Here is a 23569-nt window from a genome sequence, read left to right on the forward strand (position 1 = left end):
GGCCTGCCTCCCGAACGGTGAGGCAGGTCCAGTCGGTCAGTTGGACAGGGCTGCCGCGTACCAGGGCTTGATGGTGTTGTCGATGATCGCGAGCCGCTCGTCGAACGGCAGGAACGCGGACTTCATCGCGTTGATCGCGAACCAGCGGAAGTCGGCCAGGGTGTAGTCGAAGGCCTCGGCGAGGAGGGTGAGCTCGCGGCTCATCGACGTACCGCTCATCAGGCGGTTGTCGGTGTTCACCGTGACCCGGAAGCGCAGCTTGGCGAGCAACCCGATCGGGTGCTCGGCGATCGACGTGGCCGCACCGGTCTGCAGGTTGGAGCTCGGGCACATCTCCAGCGGAATGCGCCGATCCCGCACGTACGCCGCCAGCCGACCGAGCTCGACCCGGTCGCCGGCTTCGTCGTACGTGATGTCGTCGATGATCCGGACACCGTGCCCGAGCCGATCCGCACCGCACCACTGGAGCGCCTGCCAGATCGACGGCAGCCCGAACGCCTCGCCGGCGTGGATGGTGAAGTGCGCGTTCTCCCGCTGCAGGTACTCGAACGCGTCCAGGTGCCGGGTGGGCGGATACCCCGCCTCCGCACCGGCGATGTCGAACCCGACCACCCCAGCATCGCGGTAAGCCACCGCGAGCTCCGCGATCTCCATCGACCGCGCCTTGTGCCGCATCGCGGTCAGCAACTGCCGGGCGACGATCGGCCGCTCGGCGGTCGCCATCCCGTGCTCGAACCCTTCCCCGACGGCGTCCACCACCTGCTCCAACGTCAACCCAGCGGTCAGGTGCTGCTCGGGCGCGTACCGCACCTCGGCGTACACAACTCCGTCCGCGGCCAGATCCTGCACACACTCACTGGCCACCCGCTTGATCGCCTCAGCGTTCTGCATCACCGCGACCGTGTGGTCGAACGTCTCCAGATACCGCTCGAGCGACCCGGAATCAGCCGACTCCACGAACCACGCGCCCAACTCGCCGGCATCGGTCCGCGGCAACCGATGCCCGATCTCCCGGGCCAACTCCACCACCGTCCCCGGCCGCAGACCCCCGTCCAGGTGGTCATGCAACAAAACCTTCGGCGCCGCCTGAAGCTGTTCCGGACTGATCATCCCGCCATCTTGTCAGCCACTCCGACAATCTGCCCCGAACTGCCCCGCGATGCCCCGCGAAGGCCTTCGTTGGTCGGGGTGTCGCCACGAAAACCTGACGGCATGAACGACAAGACGCCGCGCTTCGAGAGCGCACCCGCCCGATCATCCCTGCCCGCCTGGTACCCGAAGTTCCTGGACACCGTCTCCGCACACATCACCTCCGGCCACCGCCGCGCCGTCACTGCGGCAAACCAGGAGATGCTGATGAGCTACTGGTCGATCGGCCAGGAGATTCTCAGCCGGCAGCACGATGACGGCTGGGGGAGCAAGGTCATCGACCGGCTCTCCACCGACCTCAAATCCCGCTTCCCCGGGGCGACCGGCTACTCCCCGCGCAACCTCAAGTACATGCGCGCCTTCGCGGCCGCCTGGGCCATCGAGGCAATTGTGCAAGCGCCGCTTGCACAATTGCCGTGGTACCACCATCTTGCGTTGCTGGCGAAGCTCGACGACGCCGAGTTGCGGCTCTGGTACGCCGCCGCCGCGGTCGACCGTGGATGGAGCCGGGACGTCCTCGCGCTCCACATCGAGAGCCGGTTCCACGAACGCTCCGGCAAGGCGGTGACCAACTTCGCCACGGCGCTACCGGCGGAAGAGTCCGACCTGGCCCAGCAGGCGACCCGCGACCCCTACCTCTTCGACTTCATCGGTACGACGGACGGCTGGCGGGAGCGGGAGGTCGAGGAGAAGCTGGTCGACCACGTCGGGAAGTTCCTGCTCGAACTCGGTCAAGGGTTCGCGTTCATCGGGCGGCAGGTCCGCCTCGAGTTGGACGGCGACGAGTTCTTCTGCGACCTACTCTTCTACCACCTGGAGCTGCGGTGCTACGTCGTCATCGAACTGAAGGCGGTGAAGTTCGACGCCTCGTTCCTGGGGCAACTCGGTCTCTACATGGCGGTGGTCGACGACGTACTCGCCAAGGACGGCGACAAACCCACCATCGGCCTACTCCTCTGCCGGAACAAGAAGGAGGTCGTCGCGGAGTACGCCCTGCGCGGCTTCAAAGCACCGATCGGCGTGGCCGAGTGGACCACAGCAATCAACAACTCACTCCCCGAGGAGTTCCAGTCCGCCCTCCCGAGCGTCGCCGAACTGGAGGCCGAACTGTCCTCCGCAACAGCCGACGACTAACCGACGCCACCGTCGGGCTCAGCCCGCCAACTGACGTCGCGCGGCTGACGCCCTGAGACGATCCGGCCGAGGTCTCGCGGCCGAGCTTCTCCCGCCGACGCGATCGGCCGGGTTGGGGCGGCTGAGGCACTGAGACGACCCGGCCTAGGCGATCCGGCGCGTCAGGCGCCTTAGGCGCTGAGGGCGCTGGGCGCTGAGCCGGCACAGCCGACGTGCGCGGCCGACGTGGCCCGGCGGAGATGGTCCGGTCGAGGCGGTCCAGCCGAGCGGCCCGGCCGACGCGATCCGGTGGGTCCGGTGGCTGGGGCGCTGAGACGCTCGGGCCGACGTGGCCGGCCCGACGCAATCCGGCCGGGCAAGGCGGATGAGACGCCGAGCCGTCCGGCTGAGGCGATCCGGCCCGCCTACTCCGGGCCGACGTGGCCTTGCAGAGACGGTCCGCTGGGTCCGGTCGGTCAGGCGGCTGACGCGCCGAGGCAGTCGAGCCAACGTGGTCGAGCCGACCTGGTGCGGCCGACTTGACCTGGTCGAGGTGGTCCGGTGGGTTCGGTCGATCAGGCGGCTGGGCGTTGAGGCGGTTCCGTCCATCCGGGAGCGGTCGGACACCTTGGCTGGGTACGGCGCCGAGCGCGACCAGGTGGACGTGGATCTCGCGCCCCAGTCGAGGTGGGGAAGATGACCGTCAGTCAGGGTCGTGGTGACCGGAGGATCGACCGGCATCGGGCGAGGGGGGTCGAGCGTGGGTCAGGCGGTGTGGATCTTGAAGACGGGGACGCCGGGGGCGATGTGGTGGAGGGTCTCGTCGGGGGAGTTCTTGGTGACGTCGCCGCTGAAGAAGGCGCCTACCTCCCAGGACCACTTCTTCAGGTAGAGGCGGAGGATGGCGGCCTTGTCGGAGTCGGCGAGCTCTTCGGCGCGGAAGGTTTCGATCGAGCGGCCGAGCTGGAGGCGGCCCTCGGGGTTCGCCCGCAGGTTGCGGACCCACTGGGTGTGGCCGCGCGGGGCGACCAGGTAGCGCTGGCCGTCGAGGACGAGGAGGTTTACCGGCGTGCTCCGCCAGTCGCCGGTTTTGCGGCCGCGGACCGAGAGGACTCGGCTGCCCATCAGGCTGATGCCGAGCTTGGTCAGGCGGGCGACGATCCGGTTGAAGACCCGCATACTGCCCTCGCCGGCGGTGATTACGCGCTTGCTGTCGTAGGTCTGGTTGTACTCCGGCATCGTCGTACCCCTCCTGTTTGCGAGAGCGGTGCTCTCTGTTGTGATCAGTGAACACGAAAGCATTGCTCACTGTCAAGAGCAGTGCTCTCGATTTAGTTCGGTGCTCATGGCAGACTGACCCGCATGAACGCCGGACGCACCGCACGTCAGAGAGCCCGGGCCGAGCTGACCGACGAGATCAAGGCGACGGCCCGGCGGCAGCTCGCCACCGAGGGAGCCGCAGGGTTGTCGCTGCGCGCTGTCTCGCGCGAGCTCGGCATGGTGTCATCGGCCCTCTACCGGTACTTCCCGAGCCGCGACGACCTGCTGACCGCATTGATCATCGACGCGTACGACGCTCTCGGCGCGGCGGCCGAGGCAGCGGCGGCGAAGGACTTCGAACACCCGTCCCAGGCCTGGCTCGCCGTGTGCTCCGCCGTACGTGACTGGGCCCGAGCGCATCCGCACGAGTACGCGCTGATCTACGGTTCGCCGATCGTCGGCTACCAAGCACCGCAGACGACGGTCCAACCGGCGAGCCGGGTGCCAATTCTCATGCTGGGGATCGTCAGCCGGGCCTGGACGGAGGGCTGGCTCACGCCGCCGTCCGATGCCCCCGAGCCGAGCGGCCAGCTCGCCGAGCAGGTGGACGTCCTGGCCGAACTGGCGCCGGGCGTACCGCGGAAGGTGCTTCTGCGGGTCGCGATCGTCTGGACGCAGCTGTTCGGGATGATCAGCTTCGAGCTGTTCGGTCAACTGGTCGGCACGATGGACCCGGCGGACGAGTTCTTCGCGTCGACCACCCGGCAGATGGCCGCCTTCGTCGGGATCAAGTGAACCGGAGGCGGCCGAGCCGGAAGCCCATCAACTGAAGGCTTTCGGCAGCGGGAGGGTGACGGCGTGCTGGACCCGGCGGACGTAGGTCTCGCGGGGGATGGAGATCGCGCCGAGGGTCGCGAGGTGGTCGGTGACCCACTGGATGTCGAAGACACGCTCGGCTGCGTACTCGTCGTCGAGCAGCTCGATCAGGCCGGCAACAGCCGCCTTCGAGCCGTCCGTCTTGTGGTGGAACATCGACTCCCCGGCGAACAGTCCACCGATCGCGACGCCGTACAGGCCGCCGGCGAGCTCGTCGCCGTCCCACGCCTCGACCGAGTGCACCCAGCCGAGGCGGTGCAGCTCGGTGTACGACGCGATGATGTCCCGGTCGATCCACGAGCCCGGGCGACGCGGGTCGGCGCAGGCGCGGATGACCTGGTCGAAGGCGGTGTTCACGCGGATCTCGAACTTGTTCCGCGCCCGCCGCACCGACCGCGACGGACGGTACCCGGCGACCTCGATCACGCCGCGGTCCACCGGCGACCACCAGAGCAGCGAACCGCGGTGGTCCGGCATCGGGAAGAGCCCGCGCCGGTACGCCGCCAGCACGGTCCCCGGCTGCAGATCCGCGCCACCCGCGACGATGTCACTCGCCCCGGCAACCGCCACCGGCGGAAAGTCCCACACAGAAGCAGCTGGCTCAACAGGCACCCTCCCATCCTGGACCACGCCCACCCAACCCCTCCGCCACCCCTACCCCCCTCGCCGTTCCACCACCTCCCGCCCCTCCCGATCGCAGACCCCCCTCGCCGTTCCACCACCCCCGCTCCTCCCGATCGCAGCGCCCCACCCGCCTCGCCGTTCCACCACCCCCCGTTGCCGCATCCTCATCGCGGGCACCCTTCGCCCTCTCGCCGCCAACCCCTCGCCCGTCCTCATCGCTGTGGCTCCCACCTCCGCCACTCCATCACCACCAATTGCCCCTCCCGATCGCAGAGCACCCCTTCGCCGATGCACCGCCACCGAGGGCGCGGGACGTAGGCGCAAGGTGCGCGGCTTGGCGTGGGAGGTCTGAGGGCGCCGCTTCGGCCGCAAAACCCGGAGTACCTCGCCGATCTGCCAGGAGCCGGACGCCGGGAGGTGTGCGAACCCGCGGGATGCTGGGGTAGCGCTGACCTGGTCGCGAGCTTGATCGTCTAGCGCGAGTGGTTGGTCGAGGGCAAGGGCGTGGGGCGTTTTCCGGGGGACGGCAGGGGTTTGTCCCGAGTGCCGGGTTAGCCGAGGGCACGTAGAGTTGAAGTACGCCCAGCACTCCGACGCGGGGAGGGCGGGAAGGAGCACCGTGGCCGGAGTAGTCAGGTTCGTCGCCAGCAGTCTTGCGCCCGCCGCGCAGCGGTTCGCCCCGCAGGCCGCGGCGGGTCTGCTGCGTCAGGTTCTCGAGATCGCGATCGACGGGTACCAGCGGTTCCCCAGCGCCGAGCAGATCGCCGACGCGAAGCTGGCGAGCTCGGCCGGCGACGCGCAGCTGGCGATCGACGCGGTCATCGACCAGCACATCCGGCTGGCCGGCGTTCAGGGCTTCGTCACCAGCATCGGCGGTCTCATCACGCTCCCGGTCGCCATGCCCGCGAACCTGACCGGCATCGCGATCGTTCAGGCCCGGATGGTCGCCGCGATCGCGCACCTGCGGGGGTACGACCTGGACGATCCGCGGGTCCGTACCGCGGTGATCACCTGCCTGCTCGGCGAGGACGGCGTCACCGACCGGCTGAAGAAGTTGAGCCTGCCGACGTCACCACTGGCGATCGCGACCGCGCCGGTGTTCGACCCGGAGCTGGACCGCCAGGTCGCCGGCGAAGTGATCGCCGAACTGATCGCCCGGATCAGCGGCAAGCGGATGGCCCTCACCGTCACCCGCCGCGTTCCGCTGCTCGGCGGTGCGGTCGGCGCCGGTGTCGACGGCTGGTCGACGTACCGGATCGGTCAGTACGCCGACGAGAGTCTGGTCCGCCGCATCCGCCGCCCCATCGAGCCGTGACCGCGGTACGACGCGCGCCGTCCGGAGCCGACGTACGAGCGTCCCGCACAGCAAGGGTGTTGAGGTGGTAGCGGCGTTCTGGGGGCCGACTTTGGACTGTCCCGATCCGCTGGGGTTGGCCGAGTTCTACCAACGTGTCGCGGGCGGGGAGCTGGCCGTCGTACACGACAACTTCGTGGAGCTGCGGTTCGACAGCTTCAGCCTCGGTTTCCAGCGCGACCTCAACTACCGGGCGCCGACCTGGCCGGATCCGCGTGTCCCCCAGCAGTGCCACCTCGACTTCAGCGCCGCCGATCTCGAGGCGGAGCAGGCTCGCGTCATCGCAGCAGGCGCCACGCCCACCGCCGTGCAGCCAGAGCCCTCCGTGTTCCGCGTCTTCCTCGACCCGGCCGGCCACCCCTTCTGCCTCACCACCTGGCGTACCCCGTCCGGCCCACCTGATCGCGCTTGAACTGTCGGCGGACCCTGTCAGGATGGGGCGGTGAGTGATCGCCGGGCTGAGCTCGGGGAGTTCCTGAAGGCGCGTCGCGCCCGGGTGGCCCCCGAGGACGTCGGCCTGCCCGCTGGTGGACGACGCCGTACGCCGGGGCTGCGCCGCGAGGAGCTCGCCCAACTCGCCGGCGTCGGCGTCACCTGGTACACCTGGCTCGAGCAGGGCCGGCCGATCAACGTGAGCGGCCAGGTGCTCGACGCCGTCGCGACCACTCTGCGCCTCAGCTCGATCGAGCGCGAACATCTGTACCGGCTGGCCGAGGCGACACCGGCGCGACCGCCCCGCGCGAGCGTCTGCGCGAACGAGGCTGTCTTCAGCGAGATCCTCACTGCGCTCGACCCGCTGCCGGCGGTGATCACGAACACCAGGTTCGACATCATTCAGCCGAACGATGCTTTCCGGGACCTGTTCCACGACTGGCACACGCTGCCCTGCATCCACAAGAACCTGCTCTGGTGCTTGATCACCGAGCCGCGCGCCCGGCAGCAGCTACTCAACTATGACGACGAGGTGCCGTATCTGGTCGCCAGGCTGCGATCGGCGTACGGCGAACACGTCGGCGACCCCGACTGGGAAACCGACCTCGAACGCCTGCGCAAGCTGAGCCCCGAGTTCACCCGGCTCTGGTCCCGCCACGAAGTCGCCGCCTGCACCCCACGTCCGCGCCACATCCGCCACCCAGCCGCCGGCGACCTCCACTTCACCGTCACCGAACTGGCCGTCCCCGCCCACCCCGACCTCCGCCTCTTCATAGAAACCCCAGCCGACCAGCAGACCCGCGAGCGCCTCCCCCTCACCCGCCGCACCCTCAACCCAGCCAGAGCCTGACCCGCAGACCAACCACACCCGAGCCGGGCCCATCCGGACTGGACGCGGGTGAGACGGGCGCGCGACCCGCGGGGTCAGGTCAGGGGATTGGCCGGTTGTCGGGGCGTTCGGCGAGGGCGGCTATCAGGCGGCGTTCGTCTTCGTCCGTCCAGCTGGTGCGGAGGATCTCTGGAGTCAAGGACCTGAGTTCTTCGATGGCTTTGTCGCCGTCGATGACGGTTCTGATGACCAGCAGGAGTGCCGCGTGGCCGGGGGTCAGGGTTTGTCTGAGGTCGCGGACGAACTTGGCGTTGAGGATGCCGGCCGAGATCGTTCCGCCGACGGCGCCCGCAGCGGCGCCGACCGCCGCGGAGAGCAGCGGGACGAGAAGCATCAGGCCGATCAGGCCGCCGCTGGCCGCACCCGCGACGGCTCCGGCGGCCGTCAGTCGGAGGGGCTGGATCAGCTCGATCTCGCCGTCGTCCCGCCGGACGGCGACCGCGGCGCCGCTGAGTTCGAGAGCGCCCTGGGCTTCCAGTTCGGTGATACGGCGGCGGGCCTCTTCGGCCCGGTCGCGGTTCGGGAATCCGAGGGCGATCAGGTCGGTCACGATTCGACTCCCTTCGGCGAACGAGTGACGCGGTAGTCGTTGATGGGGCGGTAGCGGTCGTAGAGCGTCGTCAGGATGCTGAACAGGAAGATGAAGAACAGCGTGTCGACCAGCGACAGGTCGCCGCGCCGCAGGAGCAGGTCGGCGATGGTGACGAGCACGACATTGGTCGCGAAGACGACGGCGAACGACACGGCCGCCGACTCCCACGACTGTCCGCGCCTCGCCGACCAGAGACCGATCGCGGAGTTGATCACCGCGTAGATGGCGATGCTGACGAAGATCTGCAGACTGCTCGCCCGGACTCCCGGCAGCACGTTGCCGAAGATCACGCTGATCAGCCCGATCAGGAAGATCTTCTCGACTGCGGCGGAGTCGAAGACCTTCCGGTGCGCGGCCTGGAACGCGATGCGCTCATGCGCTTCGTCCATCGCGGCCGGCAGCGGGTCGGCCGCCATCTTCCAGGCCCAGTCCTGCCGCGGCAGCCGCGGGCGTACGACGAACAGCAGCACCGCCAGCAGGCCGAGTACGACGACCACGAGCAACGGGCCGAACCAGGTCGTGTCCGCGATCAGGTCGGTGACGTCCAGTTGGGCGATGTGGATCCAGTACTCCTGCGGCAGCTTGATGACGACCCAGATGCCGGCCGCGACGACCGCCCAGAACTTGAATCCGAACCGCGCCGGGTTCCACCGGGAGCGGATCGCCTCGTAGGCGATGAAGAAGTACTCGAACGTGTTGGGGAACAGCAGCAGCAGGAACCGCAGCCCGGTCAGCTCGAACGCCACCGCGCCGACCTGCCGGAAGAAGAACAGGAACCGGCTGATACCGACCGCCGCCTGGCTGGTCCAGTTGCGCAGGCTCGCCAGGTAGGCCACGGCCAGGTAGAACACGTCCATCGCCTTGTCGTAGCTCTGGTAGAACGGCGGATCGAAGCCGAACGACTGGAAGATCGTCTGGTCGACACCGTCGAGCACCAGGCACCCGATGATCGCGGGCAGCGGGTACCGCGGGATGAGCAGGGGCAGGGCGAATCGCGCCAGGACCACGCCCCAAAACACCACTTCAACGCTCATGCCACCCCCGGCCAGTCCTCCGACGGTAGCCCAGACAGCCGCGGCTGCCGACAGTTCGACCCAGGTACGACAGTCAGTCGAGCCGGCAACGCGGTACGGCCGGCCCACCGAGGCGCCGGCGACGTGGCCCAGCCGAACGGTGTCAGCCGAATCGACGACGCGGCCCGGCAGTCCGGCGTCCGCGGGCCTCCTGTCGGTCGCCTCGACGCAGCGGTCCGAGATGGGTCAGCCGGCCAGGGCTTGGACCACCCGGCTCGGAGACGGTTTGCCGAGTTGCTGCGCCATCCAGACGCTGGCGGCGACCAGCTTCTCCAGGTCCACGCCGGTCTCGATGCCCAGGCCACCCAGCTGCCAGAGGAGGTCCTCGGTGGCGAGGTTGCCGGTGGCGCTTTCGGCGTACGGGCAGCCGCCCAGGCCGCCGGCCGAGCTGTCGACGGTGGTGACGCCCTCGCGGAGGGCGGTGAGGGTGTTGGCGAGCGCCTGACCGTAGGTGTCGTGGAAGTGGACGGCCAGCTTGTCCACGCCGACGCCGGCCGCGGCGAAGGCGGCGATGAGCGCGGTCACCTGGCCCGGGGTGGCGACGCCGATTGTGTCGCCGAGGGAGAGCTCGTGGCAGCCGAGGTCGATCAGGCGGGCGCCGACCTTGACCACCTGGTCGATCGGTACGTCGCCCTCCCACGGGTCGCCGTAACACATCGAGACGTACCCACGCACCGCGAGCCCTTCGGCGAGCGCACGCTGGATCGTCGGGGTGAACATGGTGAACTGTTCGTCCAGCGTGGAGTTCAGATTCTTCGTGGCGAACGTCTCGGTCGCGCTGGCGAAGATCGCGATCTCCCGGACGTTCGCGGCCAGAGCGCGGTCCAGACCGCGTTCGTTCGGCACCAGGACCGGCGCCCGGACGGCGTCCGGAAGGTCCAGCGCGGTGAGCAGTTCAGCCGCGTCGGCGAGCTGCGGCACCCACTTCGGGTGGACGAAACTCGTCGTCTCGATCGTCGTCAACCCGGCGTCGGCCAGCCTGTGGATGAACTCGGCCTTGACCGCGACGTCGACGATCGCCGACTCGTTCTGCAGCCCGTCCCGCGGGCCGACCTCGTAGATCGTGACCCGGTCGGGCAGCCCGTCGGTTCTCACCAGTTGCGGCTTCCGCATGTGTGTCGCCTCCGTCGCGTCCATGGTTTCGTCATCGCGGGCGTGGTCGGGGTCTCCTCCACAATGGCTCGTGATGACAACTCTGGCTGACATTCTGCGCGGCATCGAGCGCGGCGTCTTCCCCACCCCGGACCTCGGCATCACCGTCGTACCGGCACCCTCCCCGCGCGAGGCCTGCGTGGTCGCCGTCACCGGGCACGTCGTGGTCGCCGCGGACGTCGACCCGGCCTGGGTCGCCGAGCGGGTCCCGCCAGGTGACCTCTCGGCCCCGACGAATCCGCCGTTCCTCTCTGCTCTCGAGGAAGCAACGGGCCGCCGGGTCAACGGGATCGACGCGATGTTGCAGGCACCGGCCCTGACCGACGCCGCTGACCGCGACGCGGCGACCGCCGGACTGACCGAGGTCACCGACCACGCCCACCCGCGGGTCGAGCGTGCGTGGCGGTATCGCGATGACGTTCGCGTGTACATCGATGAGTACGGCGGCCTGGTGCTCACGGGCCGGGGTTTGGCGGATCGGGTCGAGTGCGCGATCGAAGTACCCGAAGACTCCCGAGGCAATGGCCACGGCCGCCGCCTCGCCCGCGCGGCCCGTGCGCTGATCCCGCCAAATACACACATCTGGGCCCAGGTCACCCCCGGCAACGCAGCATCCTTCCGCACCTTCCTCGCCGCCAGCTACACCATCGTCGGCTCCGAGGCCCTCCTCGTGGACTAGGTGTGTCTCAACGTCAGCTGCTCTACTGCATGGCCGACGGCCTTGCCCGGCTGCACATCGACGTCAACGCCACCGACCGCGATCAGGACGCCGAGCTCGAACGCCTTCTGCAGCTTGGTGCGCGCCCGGCCGACATCGGCCAGACGGGGGAGGAGCAGTGGCATGTCCTGGCCGACCCCGAAGGCAATGAGTTCTGCCTGCTCAAGGCCCGCCTCAACCCACTCTGATGCTCATCAATCACGCCTCGGCACCACGTACCTAGGGTCTGTCTCGATGTCCGGTGTGACGGGCGTAGCCCGAACTCCACAGGTGTGGATAACTTGGGGATAGTTGCCTGTGGCCCCGAAGCTGCGGGGTGGGCTCGACGGTGGTTCAGGTCGGGCGGGGGCGGCGGTGGTAGGTGTGGGGCTCGTTCGCGTAGTGGTTGCCTCGGTAGAGGCCGTGGATGATTTCGGCTTCGTAGCCGTCGAGTTCGGGCATGCCGAGTTCGCGGGCGATGTCGAGCTCGGCGTGGGCGTCGTACGGGACGCGGACGAACTGGATCGAGAACGGCGCCGGGTCGGGTGAGTCCGGGACGCCTTCGAGGATCACGTAGACCGGGGTCGGATCGTCCAGGCTGTTGCCGACCGAGCCGATGTTGAACAGAGTGCGGCCGAGGTCGGCCTCGTAGAACGGGTCGTGGGTGTCGGCGTACCCGACGACGGTCGGAATCGGGCCGTCGCCGGTGGCTTCGGTGTTCTCGAACATCTGGAGGTACTCCGCCTCGTCGTGGTCGAACCGGACGCGGCGGTGCACGCTCGTCGACGACGCGTGGAACAACCGGATCTGACGCCCGCTGAACAGGAAGTCGTGGCAGAACGGCAGCTCGCGGAGCCAGGTCCACTGGTCCTCGCGCAGTTCCTTCTTACACCAGCGCAGGGCCTCGCTGTCGTACTCGCGGTCCGGATTCGGCAGAAAGTCGTCCCAGTTGCCGAGGATGTTCACCTCACACAACTCCCGGCACCGATCGACGACCTCCTGACCGCGCGGCCCTTTCCCGACGTAGTCACCCAGGTTGAAGATTCGCTCGATCCCCCGCCCTTCGATATCCGCCAGCACCGCCTCCAGTGCGGTCAGATTCCCGTGCACATCCGAAATCAACGCGATCCGCTCCAACCCCATGCCCGTCATGCTGTCATCCTGTCCCACCCCGCCGACAACAGAGACCCGCACAGCCCGCGTTCACTCGGCGGCCTACCAGTTGCCACTTGGGCCGGCTGGTTCTGGGAGGCGTTCCTGGCCGGCGGAGGTAGTGGTCGACGGGGGGCTTGGTCGGGGTGGATGGGTGCGCGAGGCACCGCGGGACATTGGGCCGAAGGACGACGTTGGGGTGATGGAGCCGCCGGCTGATTCGCCGGCCGAGTGGGCGGCGGCGCCGGCCAGGCCACCTGCCGCCTTGCGGGCTCCGTTGACAGCTAGGCCGGCGGCGCCCAGGCCCACGCTGGCCGCGGCGCCGACTGCCCGGGCTCCGGTCGCTCCCGCACCGCCGGACGATCCACCGCCGCCGGACGATCCGCCGCCCGACGATCCACCGCCGGCTGACGAGCGGCCGCCGAACGTTGAGCGGCCGACGTTGATGGCGCCCGTCGCGAGGCCGCCGGGGTCGGCGACCGAGCTTCCCATTCCGGCGCTTCCACCGGCGACGGCCGCGGTCACCGGTACGGCGAGGCGCAGCAAGGCCGGCAGCGCGAAGATGGCGAGCATCAGCATCATGATCCCCGTCATGGCCTGGACGAGGTTGTTGTCGGACCCGAGCATGCTCTCGCGGTTCATCGTGATCGCCGCCGCGTAGACGAGCGCCGCGGCAGGCTTGTAGGCGATGAATGCGAGCGTCCAGGCGCAGTACTTCTTGAACCAGGCTCTGCCGGCCTCGGTGTTGGTGGCCGCGGCGGCGAGCGGGAACGTACCGGCGAGCAGGACCAGCATCGCCGAGCGGATGAGCATCAGGACGACCTGGATGAGCGACGCGCAGACCACCGTCAGGCTGATGCTGAGGGCGAGGAGGATCGGCACGTCCCGAGCGAGTGAATCACCGATCCCGCCGCCCTGTTGCACCAGCTCGGTGAGCGCCGTCTGGACCGATCCGCCGGACGCCTTGGTCACCACGTCGACGGCGAACATGTCCGACCAGGAGGTCAGCACCTGCAGCACCGCCGTACCCGCGCCGCAGACCACGACGAACAGTATGGTTGCCTTGAGCAACTCCTGGAGCGGCTTGGCGCGCTGCTCCCAGGCCATCCGGATCGCGGCGATCAGGATGGCGACAGTGAAGATCGCGGCGGAGACCGCGAGCACCTTGTCCTGCATGAATCCGACCGGCGCGGTGTTCGTCCAGTCCTCACCGTTCTCGGTGGCGATGGTCGGACTGTCGACCTTGAGCCAGAACGTCGCCAGCGAGTGCAGGCTGTCCAGGGCCGCAGCGTTCGCGTCCGTGCGCACCTGGTCGAGACCGGAGGACGCGAGCGACAGGAAGCTCTCCCTGACGTGGCATTTGATGTCCACCTTGTTGCACATCAGACACCGCTCCAGGTCACGAAGTCGGTCAGGTCACGGTGCTGGGCGAACGGGCTGCCGACCGGTTCACCGGGTGGAGGTGGTTGGAGGCGCCAGTCGTTGTCGTGCCAGACGAGGGTGAGAGTGATGCTCATGTACGCCGACTCGACGGGGAGCGCGAGCATGATCGTGGCGCGGTCCTGGTTGGCGTCGAGAACTCGGTAGCCGGCCAACTGCGTGGCGTCCGAGTCGGTGGACGGCTCTTCCGCGCGCAGTTCGCGGATCAGCGCCTGGGTGTCGGGGCCCGGGAGCATGAGCTTCTGGACGGTGGGGATGGCCTGGCGCTGGTCGGCCAGGGCGGCGACGACGTTGTAGGCGGCGAAGACGGCACCGGTGGGGGACTGTGCGAAGCACCGCCGGAAGCCGTCGGGGTCGGTCTTCGCCGGGCCGATCGAAGCCGAGCGCGGTACGACGACTCTGCGGCTGACATCCCAGCCGTCGACGGACGGCGGCTTGATGGGGATGGTCTGGTCGCCGGCGGGGAGGGAGCAACTGGCACTGTTGCTACGGGCCGAGCCGGAACCGGCGCCCGGGTCGCCGGTCGAGCCAGGACGGGCCTCGCCGGCCGGCGTCGCAGGCTGGCCGGTCGAGCCGTCCGCTGACTGGACCGCTGGGGAGTTGCCGACACCATCACCAGAGGTGGACTGGACCGGTTCGCCGGCGGCTTGCGGCGTACCGGAGGTCAGGCCGGCGATCAGGAGGACGGCGCCGCACAGGAGGACCGCGGCGATGATGATGGACGCGGCGATGAAACCGCGGCCGTAGGGTGACTGGTCGTCGTTCTCATTCATCGCGCTCCCCGATTCGCCGGCTGAAAACCTCACGGAACAAGGCTGGCAAAGATCGCCCGGCGGCCGCGGAAGTTATCCACAGGCCCCACCCGGGCCGCCTCAGGAAGGTCCGGTTACGCTCGGGGTGTTTGCGATTGCGGATCGATCTGTAGCCGAAAGGTCACCCCGTGTAGCGAAGTGACCTAGTCAGCTAATAGAGTCCCCGCATGACCATCGCGCCATCGCTTTGCTCGCCCCTAGCGCTCGCCGATGCAGAACCCACTCGTGCCGCCGAACCCTGGGAAAGCGACGTGATCACCGCGTACGGCCTGCTGCGCGAAGCAGCAGCCGAGCTCGATCACCTGATGCGCCATTCCCTCAAGCGCAGTGGTCTGCAAATGGCAATGTTCGAACTGCTGCTGCGGCTGGCCCGTAGCCACGGTGAGAAACAGCGTCTTACGTCCCTCGCCCGGGAGTTGACCGTCACCACCGGCGGCATCACCCGACTGGTCGACCGCGCCGAGAACCTCGGTCTGGTACGCCGGGAGCCCTGTCCCGACGATGCCCGCGGTTCGTTCGCGGTACTCACCGAGGAGGGGAAGCGGCGGCTGCGTGAAGCACTGCCGGACCACCTCCTGGAGATCGACAGCCTGTGGATGTCGCAACTGGCCGACGAGCGGGACGTCGTGCTCGGCAAGCTTCGCCGGGTCCGCGACAACGCCCGCCGGTGGCCGAACGGCCGGCCGAACCTGGGCCCGATCACACCCGAACGGATCTGAAACCTTCCCGAGAACTGAACACACCGCATTACCCGCGACTAACGGATGGGGCGCCCGGCTGGTGTCGAGCGCCCCGCCGCGTAATCGTTGAGACGTGAACCAACCCGATCAGGCGCCACCAGCCGCGCGCGGCCGAGAAGACGACGAAGCCGGCCGCGCTCGGTCTGACGCAGGCCGAGGCGGGGGTGGCACGGGCGCAAGTGGGGGTGACCGCGGGCGGCGGGACGCGACGTTGTGGCGCGGGGCCGTGGGTGGGGTGCTGTCCGCCGTGGCCGGGTTGGCGGTCGGGGGTGTGGCCGCGGGATTGCTGGGGACTCGGCAGACGCCGGTGGTGGCGATCGGGTCGGCGTTCATCGATCGGGTGCCGCCGTGGCTGAAGGATCTGGCGATCGCCTGGTTCGGGACGAATGACAAGACCGCGCTCCGGGTCGGGATCCTGGTCGTCCTGCTGGTCCTCGCCGCGTTCGGTGGCGTTCTCGCCGTACGGCGCTACCGGGCCGGAGCACTCGTCACCGTCGTACTGGCCGGGCTGGCAGTCGTCGCCGCCGCGACCAGACCGGACAGCGGGCAGACCGGTTTCGTACCGTCGGCCGTCGCCGGGATCACAGCGTTGTTCATCCTCCGGCTGTTCTCCCGCCGACTGGAGCCGCTCCTCGACTCCCCCGACGACGGTGTCAGCCGCCGAGGCTTCCTCCAGTTGTCGGCCGGAGTCGCGATCGGCTCCGCCGCGATCGGCGCACTCGGACGAGTCGTCGGCGGCAACCGCGCCGCCGTCGCCGAAGCCCGGGAGGCCATCAGCCTGCCGAAACCGCCGACGCTCGATCCACCGGCTGGGGTGCAGGCCGACGGCGCGACGTCCTGGGTGACGTCGAACGCGGACTTCTACCGCATCGACACCGCTCTCTCGGTGCCGCAGATCCTGCCGTCGGACTGGAAGCTGCGCGTCCACGGCATGGTCGACCGCGAGCTCGAACTGACCTTCGACGATCTCCTCAAGCGCCAAGTCCTGCACAAGTGGGTCACGCTCACCTGCGTCAGCAACGAGGTCGGCGGCGACCTGATCGGCAACGCGTTGTGGTCCGGCGTACTGCTCAAGGACCTGCTCCAGGAGGCCGGGCCGGCCAAGGACGCCGACGCGATCAAGTCGACGTCGCAGGACGGTTTCACCGCCGGTACGCCGCTCAGCACGCTGCTCGACGACCGTCAGGCGTTGCTCGCGTTCGCGATGAACGGCCAGCCGTTGCCGGTCGAGCACGGCTTCCCGGTGCGGATCGTCGTACCCGGGCTGTACGGGTATGTGTCGGCGACCAAGTGGCTGACGGAGATCGAGGTGACCCGGTTCGACCAGTTCGAGGCGTACTGGACGCCGCGCGGGTGGTCGGAGCGGGGGCCGATCAAGTTGTCGTCGCGGATCGACGTACCGCGGTCGAAGGCGGCACCGGGTCAGGTGACCGTGGCCGGGGTCGCGTGGGACCAGCATGTCGGGGTCTCGAAGGTCGAGGTGCGTGTCGATGGTGGCCCTTGGCAACAGGCCACGCTGGCGGCGGACGCGTCGATCGACACCTGGCGGCAGTGGCACTGGACCTGGGACGCGCCGCAGGGCAACCACGTCTTGCAGGTACGGGCGTTCGACGCAAAGGGCAACCCGCAGATCGAAGCGTCCGCACCGCCGGCCCCGAACGGCTCGACCGGACTGCACACGGTGGACGTGAAGGTCGGCTAACGGGTCACGGCCTGGAGGACCATCGGCAGGAAGGTGTGCTCGAGCGAGCCGGCCGGGACCTTTCGGGGCTCCAGCAGACTCTGTGAGCGGGCGCCTTCGTGCAGGGCGATCACCAACCGGACGAACTGCTCGGGCGGCACGCTGAACTCCAGCCCGCTGGTCCGGGAGATCTCCTCGACCAACTGCGTCAGCCGGGACCGGAACATCTCCCGTTGCTTGTTCAGCGCCCGCGCGGCCTCCGGATTGCGGAGCGCGTGCAGGGTGAACTCGGTGGAGATCAGATGCCACCGCCGCTGGTCCGGCGCGGCCTCGTCGAGCAACCCGAGTACGGCGTCGAGCAGCGTGACCGGCTGGTCCGCCAACTCGGGCAGGAGCGCGCTGATCTGCTCGATCAGGCGATCGGTGGTCGCCTGGAACAGCGCGATCACCAACTCGTCCTTGGAGGCGAAGTTGGAGTAGAACGCGCCGCGGGTGAACCCGGCGCGGTCGCAGATGTCCTCCACCGAGGCCCCGTGGAAACCTCGCTCGGCGAAGACCTCGAGGGCGCCGTCGAGCAGTCGGGCCCGGGTGTTGGTGCGGCGGCGTTTGGGTGGTTCCATGGCAGTAGGATACAGTTCCGTATTGAATACACAACCGTATCGAACGGGGATTGGGATGGAGCTCGAGGCCACCGGGATCAGCGTGCGCGGACCACACGCGCAGATGCTGGACACCACGTCGGTGAAGGTCGCTGATCACCAACTGGTGCTGCTGGCGGGCTATCCAGGGCCGGGCCACGTAGCGGCTTCGCTCGGTCTGTCCGGTCGTCTCCGCCCCGACACAGGTCAGGTGCGGCTGGACGGGAAGGCGGATGCCGCTCTGCTCCGCCGACAGGTCGCCGTGGTCGACACACCCGGCATCACCGAGCCGGAAGATGCACTGCTGGTTCAGACGGTCGTCGGCGAGGAGTTGGCCATTGCCGGGCGTAAGGCTGGTCGCAAGGCGGTGCTGGAGTGGCTGGACGAGCATGAGGCCGCTGAGCATGCCGACAAGCGGTTCGAGCACCTGCCGGTCGCAGCACGGACCAGACTGCTCGCTGAGCTTACGGTGGCGAGGCCTGACGTCAAGGTGGTCATCCTGACGATGCCGGATCGGCACGGCGGCGATCCACACGAGTGGTACGCCGTCGGCCGCGACCTGGCGTCCCGTGGGTACGGCGCGATCATCACCTGCGCGGACGCGTCGGCAAGGCTGCTCGGCGTGCCGGCGGCCCACCTGGGCTCAAGTGACCAGCCGAACCCGGTGCAGGTCGCACCAGTCGAGCCAATCACCCCGATCGAGACACTTGACCTTGTAAAGGAGACCCAGGCGTGACCGCGGTACGGATGGCGTTGAGTGAGCTGCGACGGTTGACCGCTGGGCGGTTGCCGAAGCTCGCGGTGATCGCCTTGCTGCTGGTGCCGTTGCTGTACGGCGGTCTGTACCTCTACGCGAACCACGACCCCTACGACCGCCTCGACAAGGTGCCCACCGCGGTCGTGGTGGAAGACGAGGGTACGACGCTCTCCACCGGCGAGAAGCTGGACGTCGGGCCGCAGGTGGCCGACGAACTGGTGAAGTCGAAGAGCTTCGACTGGCATCAGGTCGACCGGGCGGCCGCGACCGCTGGAGTGTCGGACGGCAAGTACGAGTTCGCCCTCGTGCTGCCGAAGTCGTTCTCCGCTGACCTCGCGTCGAGCGCCGAGTTCACGCCGAGGCAGGCGAATCTCGAACTGCTCACCAACGACGCCAACAACTACATCGCGCACACCATCGCCAACCAGGCCGTTGCCCAGGTGACCAAGACTGTCGCGTCGCAGGTGAGTGAGACCGCGGCGAGCAAACTACTGGCCGGCTACAGCACGATCCACACACAGGTCAGCCAGGCGGCGACCGGTGCGGCGCAGTTGCAGACCGGACTCACCAGCGCGGCTACGGGCGCCGCCAAGCTCCAGACCGGCGCGACTCAGCTCAACACCGCCCAGAAGCAGCTTTCCGCCGGTGCGACCAAACTGGCGACCGGTGCGACTGAGGCCTCCCAAGGCGCGACGGAACTCGCGGACGGCGCCAACAAGCTCGACAACGGCCTGAGCACCCTCCAGCGGAAGACAGCAACGCTTCCCAAGCAGACCAAGTCCCTGGCCACCGGTGCCGATCAAGTGGCTGACGGCAACGAGAAGGTCGCCGCCGCCGGTCGGCAGGTCGCGACCGCGTCCAGCACGCTGGTCAAGGACCTGAGCACGCTCGATGCCGGTCTGGCCGCGCGACTCAAGGCACGGGGGTTCACCCAGTCGCAGATCAACCAGGTGCTCACCGAGACGGCCGAGCTGCGGGCGCCCGTCGTACGCGCGAACACGAAGGTTCAGTCGACGTCCAAGCAGCTCAACCAGCTCGCCACCGGTGCCCGCAAGGTCTCCAACGGCGCGGCCGCACTGGCCAAGGCGACCCCTGCGCTGACGAGTGGCATCAGTACGGCGGCCAGCGGCGCGCACCAGCTGGACACTGGTGCCGCGCAACTCGAGACCGGTCTCACCAGCCTGCAGACCGGCGCTCAGCAACTCGCGGCTGGTGAGAAGCAGGCAGTCGCGGGGCAGGGACAGCTGCTCACCGGTGTGAACAGCCTGTTCACCGGAGTCACCCAGCTGAAGACCGGTGCGACCCAGTTGAACACCGGACTGGCCAAGGGCGTCAAGCAGATCCCCAATCCGTCCGCCGAGCAGCGCAAGGCGGTCGCCGAGACCCTTGGCGCACCTGTCACCCTGCAGAACGTCTCGCAGGCCACGGCCGACAGCTATGGTGCCGGTCTGGCGCCGTTCTTCCTCTGCCTGGCCTGCTGGATCGGGGCGTACGTCCTGTTCCTGCTGGTCCGTCCGCTGTCACCACGCGCGCTGGCCGCGTTGCAGTCCCCGTTCCGGGTCGCGCTCGGCGGTTGGTTGCCACCGGCCCTCTTCGGTGCGATCCAGGCGACGCTGGTGTTCACCGCGGTGACGCTCGGGCTCGGCATCGACACCGCGCACCCGTGGCTGACCGTCGGCTTCCTGATCCTGACGTCGTTCACGTTCGTCGCGATCCTGCACGCGCTGTCCGCGTGGCTCGGTGCCGTCGGCAAGTTCCTCGGACTGGTGCTGATGGTGATCCAGCTGGTCAGCGCGGGCGGCACCTTCCCGTGGCAGACGATCCCCGAGCCGCTGTACATCTTCCACCACGCACTCCCGATGAGCTACGCGATCGACGGCGTGCGCCACCTCATGTACGGCGGACCGGGCGCATCACTTGGCCGCGACCTCCTGGTCCTCGCCATCTGGTTCCTCGCCGCCCTGGCTGCCTCCACCCTGGCCGCCCGCAGCCAGCGGGTCTGGCCGGCCAAGAAGCTCCAGCCGGAATTGGCGCTCTAGGCGGTGTCTGACGGTTCAGCGCCGTAGCGAGCAGGTGCTCGGCGCGGTAGCTCGGCGTGCTGGAGCGAAGGTCTCGATGTGGTTCCATCGTGACCTTTGCTCCAGTGCGGCGAGATGCCGTGCCGAGTGCCGCGCAGTAGGCGGGGAACCGTCAGACACCGCCTAGGCGTTCATGAAGGCCGCGGTCTCCGTGAGGAGGTGGTTGGTCGTGGGTTGGTCGAAATAGGTGATGAGGGCTTCGTAGGCGCCGGACTCGGCGGCGGAGGGGTCGACGATGTAGCCGTAGTACCCGTCCGTGTAGCCGATCACCCGGGTGATCGGGTGGGTGCTGTCCGCTTGCAGGCAGGAGCCGTGCAGGGCGAACAGCTCGACCGGCAGGTTGACCCAGCACACGTCGCCCAGGGTCACCACACTGATCGGCAGCTCCAGCGTCTCAGGCAACGAGGCCGCCGCCATCAGCATTTGACCCCGTGCCCCGTCCAGCCGGGTCTGCGCGATCCGCATCGCCGGATGGTCGGCGCCGCTGTGGACCGCGCTCTCCGCGGCCGCGACGGTGACCGCCGCCTCCTCGGCCGCTGGCAGGTGCCGGACCGGGAGGTTGATCGTCGTACGGCGGATGGCCGGTGCTGACTGCGGTAGCTCCAGTCCAGGACCGGCCAGCGCCTCACGGACTCGACCGGCGAACAGACCGCCCAACCGGGCGACCTCCGCGGCACCGCGACCCTGGCGGGTGAACCGGGGGCTGACATCACCAGCCGCGCCCTGGAGGTAACCCACCACTGCGGGCGCCAATGCGGCCCGGGCGGCTCCCGGCCAGTCGGCGGACCACTGCAGGTTCTCTGGGCCGTACGTCGTCGGGTGGCAGGCGAAGTCGAGCAACAGCGCCTCCAGCGATCCATCCAGTGAGTGCAGCGCGAGGATCCCGGCCGTGTTGTCGTGCGGCCCGTTCTTGCGGTGCCGGTTGGCACCGACGCCGATCACCTCGATCGAACGCCACGACGCCGTCACCGGCCGGCGCGGCAGCGAGGCGTTGGCGACCGTGGCGATCAATGGCTCGTACAGAGCAGGTTCGCGCTCGGCTGGGATCACCGGGTGGATCTCACCGGTCCACCCCGCCGGCCCGGAGTGGGTGTGCGATGCCGACACCACCACCCGCGAGGGCTCGATGCCGGCCGCGGACCCGGCCGCCGAGGCCAGTCCGGCGACGAGGTCCTTGCCGACGGCAATCGCGTCGAGGGTCAGCCAGAGCACGCCGGGGTCGTCCGCGGTACTGAGCCAGATCAGGGTGGCGCGGAGTGGGTCGGCGGTTCCGGTCGCGGGGGCGGTTCGGGCGGCGTAGCCGTCCAGCCGGTGGCCGGGTGGTGGCGTCACGTCGAGCGAGGTCGCGGCCAGGAGGAGTCTGCTCACTTACTTACACGCTCCAACGGTCGTGCCGGTGAAAACTTTCCGGTCCAGTCAAGATATCCCGCCGGCGCCGGCGGAATCGAGGGACGTCTCCAGGGTCGAGCGGTCACGGGCGAGATCGAGTAGACCACTTCGGTGGCAGCGCGCTCGCCAGGTGGGTGGTGATGTCCGTCGGGTTGGTGATTGCGGAGCCGACGACGACGGCGTAGGCACCGGCGTCGCAGACCGCGCGAACGTCGTGGGGTGTCCTGATCCTGCCCTCGGCGACAACCGGGCAATCCACCGCGGTGGCGAGTCGGCGAACCAGGTCCACATCGGGTCCCGTCGGAGTACTGCCGTCGGTGTAGCCGGACAGTGTGGTCGCGACGAAGTCGGCACCGGCCTCGCGGGCGGCGACGCCCGCCGCCAAGGTGTCCACGTCGGCCACGACGGGTACACCGAGCTCCGCGTGGATCCGGTCTATCTGGTACCGAAGTGGCCGACCATCAGGGCGTGGCCGGAGCGTGCCGTCCAGCGCGATCAGGTCGGCGCCGGCCGCGGCGACGGCGGCCGCGGACTCGAAGGTCGGGGTGATGAACACCCCCGACGGATCGCCGACCTTGTGGATGCCGATGATCGGCAGTGCCGTCACTGCCCGGATGGCGGTGAGGTGCTCGGGTCCGTTGGCGCGGATCCCCCCCGCTCCACCCAACTCGGCGGCTCGCGCCATCAAGGCCATCAGCTCAGCGGAGTCGAACGGGTCACCCGGTATCGACTGGCACGAGACCACCAAGCTGTCCGGCGACAGTGACGTCACGGGCGGTGGGTGACGATCAGGTCGGCGTAGGGACCAAGTGGACTGGTTGCCAAGCGCTCGGCACCGTCGAGCGAGGTCCCGGCGGGCGGGACGAGCTCCGCTCTGGGTGGGAGGGCTGCGCGGACCGGACCGAGTAGCTGCTCGCCCGCACCGGCGAACAGGCCACCTACACAGGCCACTGGGACGGCACTCTGACCGGCAAGCGTTGCGACCGCCGCACCGATCGTCTCAGCAATGTCCTGTCCGGCCTGTACGACGAGGCTCGCCGCGACCGGGTCCCCTTCGGCGGCACAGCGCAGTACCTCGGGAGCGAATCGGGCGACGTCGTCCACCAGCGTGGCCGACCTGTAGAGCGTGACTGGCTCCAATGTGGTTTCCGCGAGCTTGGTCGCCGGCCCACGACCGTCCCGAGCCCGCTGTACGGCGACCAGCCCGGCGCGACCGATCGCGAACGCGCTACCGGCGTCCCCGAACAGGTACCCGTGCCCGTCGACCTTGTGCCAGGAGCCGTCGCGGTCCACGGCGAGACAGACCAGTCCGGTGCCAGCCGCCACCACTACGCCGTACCCGTCGGCCAGAGCGCCGGCGTGCGCAGTCACCACGTCCTGCGTCAGCCGGACCTCGTCGGCGTCGAGCAGCTCGGCGACCTGCGCGGCAAGCCGCTGGGCGACCTCACGCATGGGCGGGAACCCGGTCAGACCGAGCGCGGCCACGTCCACCGGCCCAGCCACCTCAGCCGCCGCGGCGGCCGCCCTGACAGCCGCGAGTAGGTACTTCAGGCTGTCAGGCCCGTGAACGTATCCAGGCCCCTGTCCGACCCGACCACTCGGGACCACTCGGAGTCTGAGGGCGGACTGGCCGCCATCGATGGCAATGCTCGTCATGCAGCGCATCCCGTG

The 23569-nt window shown here is 68.8% G+C and carries 24 protein-coding genes; 11 read left to right on the plus strand and 13 right to left on the minus strand.

All coding sequences use genetic code 11. The annotated features are described in order from the left end of the window. Positions 1–36 precede the first annotated feature (36 nt). Positions 37–1110: an adenosine deaminase gene (locus AB0F43_RS18665; RefSeq protein ID WP_360477746.1), complete on the minus strand. Its 1074-nt coding sequence runs from the start codon at positions 1108–1110 to the stop codon at positions 37–39. 102 nt (positions 1111–1212) lie between these two features. Between AB0F43_RS18665 and AB0F43_RS18670 the strand changes: the two genes are divergently transcribed. Continuing rightward, positions 1213–2283, plus strand: a complete 1071-nt coding sequence (locus AB0F43_RS18670) for a PDDEXK nuclease domain-containing protein (RefSeq protein ID WP_360477749.1) — start codon at positions 1213–1215, stop codon at positions 2281–2283. A 744-nt stretch (positions 2284–3027) separates the two neighbouring features. Here AB0F43_RS18670 and AB0F43_RS18675 read toward each other — a convergent pair. Next, positions 3028–3501, minus strand: a complete 474-nt coding sequence (locus tag AB0F43_RS18675; protein ID WP_360477752.1) for a nitroreductase family deazaflavin-dependent oxidoreductase — start codon at positions 3499–3501, stop codon at positions 3028–3030. 123 nt (positions 3502–3624) lie between these two features. Here AB0F43_RS18675 and AB0F43_RS18680 point away from each other — a divergent pair, with 123 nt between their 5' ends. Then, positions 3625–4317 carry a TetR/AcrR family transcriptional regulator gene (locus AB0F43_RS18680; RefSeq protein ID WP_360477755.1) on the plus strand — a complete coding sequence of 231 codons (693 nt, stop codon included), beginning with the start codon at positions 3625–3627 and terminating at the stop codon, positions 4315–4317. A 27-nt stretch (positions 4318–4344) separates the two neighbouring features. Here AB0F43_RS18680 and aat read toward each other — a convergent pair whose 3' ends face one another. After that, complete coding sequence (gene aat / locus AB0F43_RS18685) at positions 4345–5010, minus strand: leucyl/phenylalanyl-tRNA--protein transferase (RefSeq protein ID WP_360477758.1); 666 nt, start codon at positions 5008–5010, stop codon at positions 4345–4347. A gap of 631 nt (positions 5011–5641) precedes the next feature. Between aat and AB0F43_RS18690 the strand changes: the two genes are divergently transcribed. The 3 genes from AB0F43_RS18690 (at position 5642) to AB0F43_RS18700 (ending at position 7658) form a co-directional block, all read left to right on the plus strand. After that, entirely contained in the window at positions 5642–6337 is a 696-nt protein-coding gene (locus tag AB0F43_RS18690; RefSeq protein WP_360477761.1) for an EcsC family protein, read from the plus strand. A gap of 64 nt (positions 6338–6401) precedes the next feature. After that, on the plus strand, positions 6402–6788 hold the full coding sequence (locus AB0F43_RS18695; RefSeq protein ID WP_360477764.1) for a VOC family protein: 387 nt from the start codon (positions 6402–6404) through the stop codon (positions 6786–6788). 30 nt (positions 6789–6818) lie between these two features. Next, positions 6819–7658 carry a helix-turn-helix transcriptional regulator gene (locus AB0F43_RS18700; RefSeq protein ID WP_360477767.1) on the plus strand — a complete coding sequence of 280 codons (840 nt, stop codon included), beginning with the start codon at positions 6819–6821 and terminating at the stop codon, positions 7656–7658. Between the two features lie 79 nt (positions 7659–7737). Here the strand turns inward: AB0F43_RS18700 and AB0F43_RS18705 are convergent, their stop codons facing one another. The 3 genes from AB0F43_RS18705 to AB0F43_RS18715 all read right to left on the minus strand — a co-directional run bounded on the left by AB0F43_RS18705 (position 7738) and on the right by AB0F43_RS18715 (position 10499). Next, positions 7738–8247, minus strand: coding sequence for a DUF1269 domain-containing protein (locus AB0F43_RS18705; protein WP_360477770.1), 510 nt, complete (start codon positions 8245–8247; stop codon positions 7738–7740). Next, the gene (locus AB0F43_RS18710) at positions 8244–9323 is read right to left on the minus strand and encodes a hypothetical protein (RefSeq protein WP_360477773.1); all 1080 of its coding nucleotides are present in this window, start codon (positions 9321–9323) and stop codon (positions 8244–8246) included. The genes AB0F43_RS18705 and AB0F43_RS18710 overlap by 4 nt, the downstream gene beginning before the upstream one ends. 225 nt (positions 9324–9548) lie before the next feature. Then, positions 9549–10499, minus strand: coding sequence for a hydroxymethylglutaryl-CoA lyase (locus tag AB0F43_RS18715; protein ID WP_360477776.1), 951 nt, complete (start codon positions 10497–10499; stop codon positions 9549–9551). Positions 10500–10548: 49 nt separating this feature from the next. Between AB0F43_RS18715 and AB0F43_RS18720 the strand changes: the two genes are divergently transcribed. Next, a complete protein-coding gene (locus AB0F43_RS18720; RefSeq protein WP_360477779.1) occupies positions 10549–11193 on the plus strand; it encodes a GNAT family N-acetyltransferase in 645 nt (214 codons plus the stop codon). Positions 11194–11195: 2 nt separating this feature from the next. Then, a complete protein-coding gene (locus AB0F43_RS18725) occupies positions 11196–11420 on the plus strand; it encodes a VOC family protein (protein WP_360477782.1) in 225 nt (74 codons plus the stop codon). Positions 11421–11565: 145 nt separating this feature from the next. On the opposite strand, the gene AB0F43_RS18730 is transcribed toward AB0F43_RS18725, so the two are convergent. The 3 genes from AB0F43_RS18730 to AB0F43_RS18740 all read right to left on the minus strand — a co-directional run bounded on the left by AB0F43_RS18730 (position 11566) and on the right by AB0F43_RS18740 (position 14576). Then, positions 11566–12363, minus strand: coding sequence for a metallophosphoesterase family protein (locus AB0F43_RS18730; protein ID WP_360477785.1), 798 nt, complete (start codon positions 12361–12363; stop codon positions 11566–11568). 63 nt (positions 12364–12426) lie between these two features. Beyond that, on the minus strand, positions 12427–13746 hold the full coding sequence (locus AB0F43_RS18735) for a hypothetical protein (protein ID WP_360477788.1): 1320 nt from the start codon (positions 13744–13746) through the stop codon (positions 12427–12429). Continuing rightward, the gene (locus AB0F43_RS18740; protein WP_360477791.1) at positions 13746–14576 is read right to left on the minus strand and encodes a hypothetical protein; all 831 of its coding nucleotides are present in this window, start codon (positions 14574–14576) and stop codon (positions 13746–13748) included. Before AB0F43_RS18740 ends, AB0F43_RS18735 begins: the two co-directional genes overlap by 1 nt. 206 nt (positions 14577–14782) lie before the next feature. Between AB0F43_RS18740 and AB0F43_RS18745 the strand changes: the two genes are divergently transcribed. Next, positions 14783–15334 (plus strand): MarR family transcriptional regulator, encoded by a 552-nt coding sequence (locus AB0F43_RS18745; RefSeq protein WP_360477794.1) that lies wholly within the window; start codon positions 14783–14785, stop codon positions 15332–15334. Positions 15335–15602: 268 nt separating this feature from the next. After that, on the plus strand, positions 15603–17057 hold the full coding sequence (locus AB0F43_RS18750) for a molybdopterin-dependent oxidoreductase (RefSeq protein WP_360477797.1): 1455 nt from the start codon (positions 15603–15605) through the stop codon (positions 17055–17057). Here the strand turns inward: AB0F43_RS18750 and AB0F43_RS18755 are convergent. Further along, a complete protein-coding gene (locus AB0F43_RS18755) occupies positions 17054–17656 on the minus strand; it encodes a TetR/AcrR family transcriptional regulator (RefSeq protein WP_360477800.1) in 603 nt (200 codons plus the stop codon). The two genes, AB0F43_RS18750 and AB0F43_RS18755, sit on opposite strands and share 4 nt — an antisense overlap. 55 nt (positions 17657–17711) lie before the next feature. On the opposite strand from AB0F43_RS18755, the gene AB0F43_RS18760 reads away from it, so the two are divergent. Together AB0F43_RS18760 and AB0F43_RS18765 are read left to right on the plus strand one after the other, a co-directional pair. Further along, positions 17712–18410, plus strand: coding sequence for a hypothetical protein (locus tag AB0F43_RS18760; RefSeq protein WP_360477803.1), 699 nt, complete (start codon positions 17712–17714; stop codon positions 18408–18410). Beyond that, a complete protein-coding gene (locus AB0F43_RS18765; RefSeq protein WP_360477806.1) occupies positions 18407–20470 on the plus strand; it encodes a YhgE/Pip domain-containing protein in 2064 nt (687 codons plus the stop codon). The genes AB0F43_RS18760 and AB0F43_RS18765 overlap by 4 nt, the downstream gene beginning before the upstream one ends. 162 nt (positions 20471–20632) lie before the next feature. Here AB0F43_RS18765 and AB0F43_RS18770 read toward each other — a convergent pair whose 3' ends face one another. The 3 genes from AB0F43_RS18770 to AB0F43_RS18780 form a co-directional block, all read right to left on the minus strand. Further along, entirely contained in the window at positions 20633–21877 is a 1245-nt protein-coding gene (locus AB0F43_RS18770; protein ID WP_360477809.1) for a hypothetical protein, read from the minus strand. 103 nt (positions 21878–21980) lie between these two features. After that, positions 21981–22670, minus strand: a complete 690-nt coding sequence (locus tag AB0F43_RS18775) for an N-acetylmannosamine-6-phosphate 2-epimerase (RefSeq protein ID WP_360477811.1) — start codon at positions 22668–22670, stop codon at positions 21981–21983. Then, on the minus strand, positions 22667–23554 hold the full coding sequence (locus tag AB0F43_RS18780; protein WP_360477814.1) for a BadF/BadG/BcrA/BcrD ATPase family protein: 888 nt from the start codon (positions 23552–23554) through the stop codon (positions 22667–22669). The genes AB0F43_RS18775 and AB0F43_RS18780 overlap by 4 nt, the downstream gene beginning before the upstream one ends. Between the last annotated feature and the right edge of the window lie 15 nt (positions 23555–23569).

The sequence above is a fragment of the Kribbella sp. NPDC023972 genome (genome assembly GCF_040639075.1).
Taxonomy (GTDB): Bacteria; Actinomycetota; Actinomycetes; order Propionibacteriales; family Kribbellaceae; genus Kribbella.